Annotated in this window: 1 protein-coding gene and 2 rRNA genes; 2 read left to right on the top strand and 1 reads right to left on the bottom strand. The window is 58.5% G+C overall.

Features of this window, described 5'->3' with window-relative positions:
- Positions 1-187, bottom strand: a 187-nt coding sequence (locus ABZ016_RS42895) for a hypothetical protein (protein ID WP_356922230.1), incomplete at its 3' end; no start/stop codon positions are given.
- An 18-nt stretch (positions 188-205) separates the two neighbouring features.
- On the opposite strand from ABZ016_RS42895, the gene ABZ016_RS42890 reads away from it, so the two are divergent.
- Both ABZ016_RS42890 and ABZ016_RS42885 read left to right on the top strand, forming a co-directional pair.
- Positions 206-1,731: ribosomal RNA gene (locus ABZ016_RS42890) — 16S ribosomal RNA — on the top strand.
- A 305-nt stretch (positions 1,732-2,036) separates the two neighbouring features.
- Positions 2,037-2,668: ribosomal RNA gene (locus ABZ016_RS42885) — 23S ribosomal RNA — on the top strand; the annotation flags it as partial.

Here is a 2,668-nt window from a genome sequence, read left to right as displayed (position 1 = left end):
GGGTGAGTACAAAGGAAGCGACCGTTCCTTGAGAACTCAACAGCGTGCCAAAAGTCAACGCCAGATATGTTGATACCCCGTCTCCGGCCATCACGGCTGGGACGAGGTTCCTTTGAAAAAACACAGCGAGGACGCTGTGAACGGTCGGGCCTATTCCGCCTGACTGTTCCGCTCTCGTGGTGTTCATCCCGATTACGGGAAAACATTCACGGAGAGTTTGATCCTGGCTCAGGACGAACGCTGGCGGCGTGCTTAACACATGCAAGTCGAACGATGAAGCCCTTCGGGGTGGATTAGTGGCGAACGGGTGAGTAACACGTGGGCAATCTGCCCTGCACTCTGGGACAAGCCCTGGAAACGGGGTCTAATACCGGATATTGACCATCTTGGGCATCCTTGATGGTGGAAAGCTCCGGCGGTGCAGGATGAGCCCGCGGCCTATCAGCTTGTTGGTGAGGTAATGGCTCACCAAGGCGACGACGGGTAGCCGGCCTGAGAGGGCGACCGGCCACACTGGGACTGAGACACGGCCCAGACTCCTACGGGAGGCAGCAGTGGGGAATATTGCACAATGGGCGAAAGCCTGATGCAGCGACGCCGCGTGAGGGATGACGGCCTTCGGGTTGTAAACCTCTTTCAGCAGGGAAGAAGCGAAAGTGACGGTACCTGCAGAAGAAGCGCCGGCTAACTACGTGCCAGCAGCCGCGGTAATACGTAGGGCGCGAGCGTTGTCCGGAATTATTGGGCGTAAAGAGCTCGTAGGCGGCTTGTCGCGTCGGTTGTGAAAGCCCGGGGCTTAACCCCGGGTCTGCAGTCGATACGGGCAGGCTAGAGTTCGGTAGGGGAGATCGGAATTCCTGGTGTAGCGGTGAAATGCGCAGATATCAGGAGGAACACCGGTGGCGAAGGCGGATCTCTGGGCCGATACTGACGCTGAGGAGCGAAAGCGTGGGGAGCGAACAGGATTAGATACCCTGGTAGTCCACGCCGTAAACGGTGGGCACTAGGTGTGGGCAACATTCCACGTTGTCCGTGCCGCAGCTAACGCATTAAGTGCCCCGCCTGGGGAGTACGGCCGCAAGGCTAAAACTCAAAGGAATTGACGGGGGCCCGCACAAGCGGCGGAGCATGTGGCTTAATTCGACGCAACGCGAAGAACCTTACCAAGGCTTGACATACACCGGAAACGTCTGGAGACAGGCGCCCCCTTGTGGTCGGTGTACAGGTGGTGCATGGCTGTCGTCAGCTCGTGTCGTGAGATGTTGGGTTAAGTCCCGCAACGAGCGCAACCCTTGTCCCGTGTTGCCAGCAGGCCCTTGTGGTGCTGGGGACTCACGGGAGACCGCCGGGGTCAACTCGGAGGAAGGTGGGGACGACGTCAAGTCATCATGCCCCTTATGTCTTGGGCTGCACACGTGCTACAATGGCCGGTACAATGAGCTGCGATACCGCGAGGTGGAGCGAATCTCAAAAAGCCGGTCTCAGTTCGGATTGGGGTCTGCAACTCGACCCCATGAAGTCGGAGTCGCTAGTAATCGCAGATCAGCATTGCTGCGGTGAATACGTTCCCGGGCCTTGTACACACCGCCCGTCACGTCACGAAAGTCGGTAACACCCGAAGCCGGTGGCCCAACCCCTTGTGGGAGGGAGCTGTCGAAGGTGGGACTGGCGATTGGGACGAAGTCGTAACAAGGTAGCCGTACCGGAAGGTGCGGCTGGATCACCTCCTTTCTAAGGAGCACTTCTTACCGATCCCCTCGGGGTGAGGTCAGAGGCCAGTACATCAGCGAACGTCTGATGCTGGTTGCTCATGGGTGGAACGTTGACTACTCGGCACACTTGATCGTCTTCTCCTTCTAGTACTGCTCTTCGGAGCGTGGAACGTTGAGGGAAGCGGGGAGTGTGTCGGGCACGCTGTTGGGTGTCTGAGGGAATGAACTTCCTCAGTCGCCGGCCCCGGTGAAGCATCACGGAAGTGGTGTGTGACGGGTGGCTGGTCGTTGTTTGAGAACTGCACAGTGGACGCGAGCATCTGTGGCCAAGTTTTTAAGGGCGCACGGTGGATGCCTTGGCACCAGGAACCGATGAAGGACGTGGGAGGCCACGATAGTCCCCGGGGAGTCGTCAACCAGGCTTTGATCCGGGGGTTTCCGAATGGGGAAACCCGGCAGTCGTCATGGGCTGTCACCCGCTGCTGAACACATAGGCAGTGTGGAGGGAACGCGGGGAAGTGAAACATCTCAGTACCCGCAGGAAGAGAAAACAACCGTGATTCCGGGAGTAGTGGCGAGCGAAACTGGATGAGGCTAAACCTACGACGTGTGAGACCCGGCAGGGGTTGCGTCGTGGGGGTTGTGGGATCTCTCTTTCACGGTCTGCCGGCCGTGAGACGAGTCAGAAACCGTTGATGTAGGCGAAGGACATGCGAAAGGTCCGGCGTAGAGGGTAAGACCCCCGTAGTCGAAACGTCAGCGGCTCGTTTGAGAGACACCCAAGTAGCACGGGGCCCGAGAAATCCCGTGTGAATCTGGCGGGACCACCCGCTAAGCCTAAATATTCCCTGGTGACCGATAGCGGATAGTACCGTGAGGGAATGGTGAAAAGTACCCCGGGAGGGGAGTGAAATAGTACCTGAAACCGTGTGCCTACAAGCCGTGGGAGCGTCGGA

The organism is Streptomyces sp. NPDC006372 (assembly GCF_040612515.1).
Taxonomy (GTDB): Bacteria; Actinomycetota; Actinomycetes; order Streptomycetales; family Streptomycetaceae; genus Streptomyces.
This window is presented reverse-complemented; position numbering and strand designations above follow the sequence as displayed.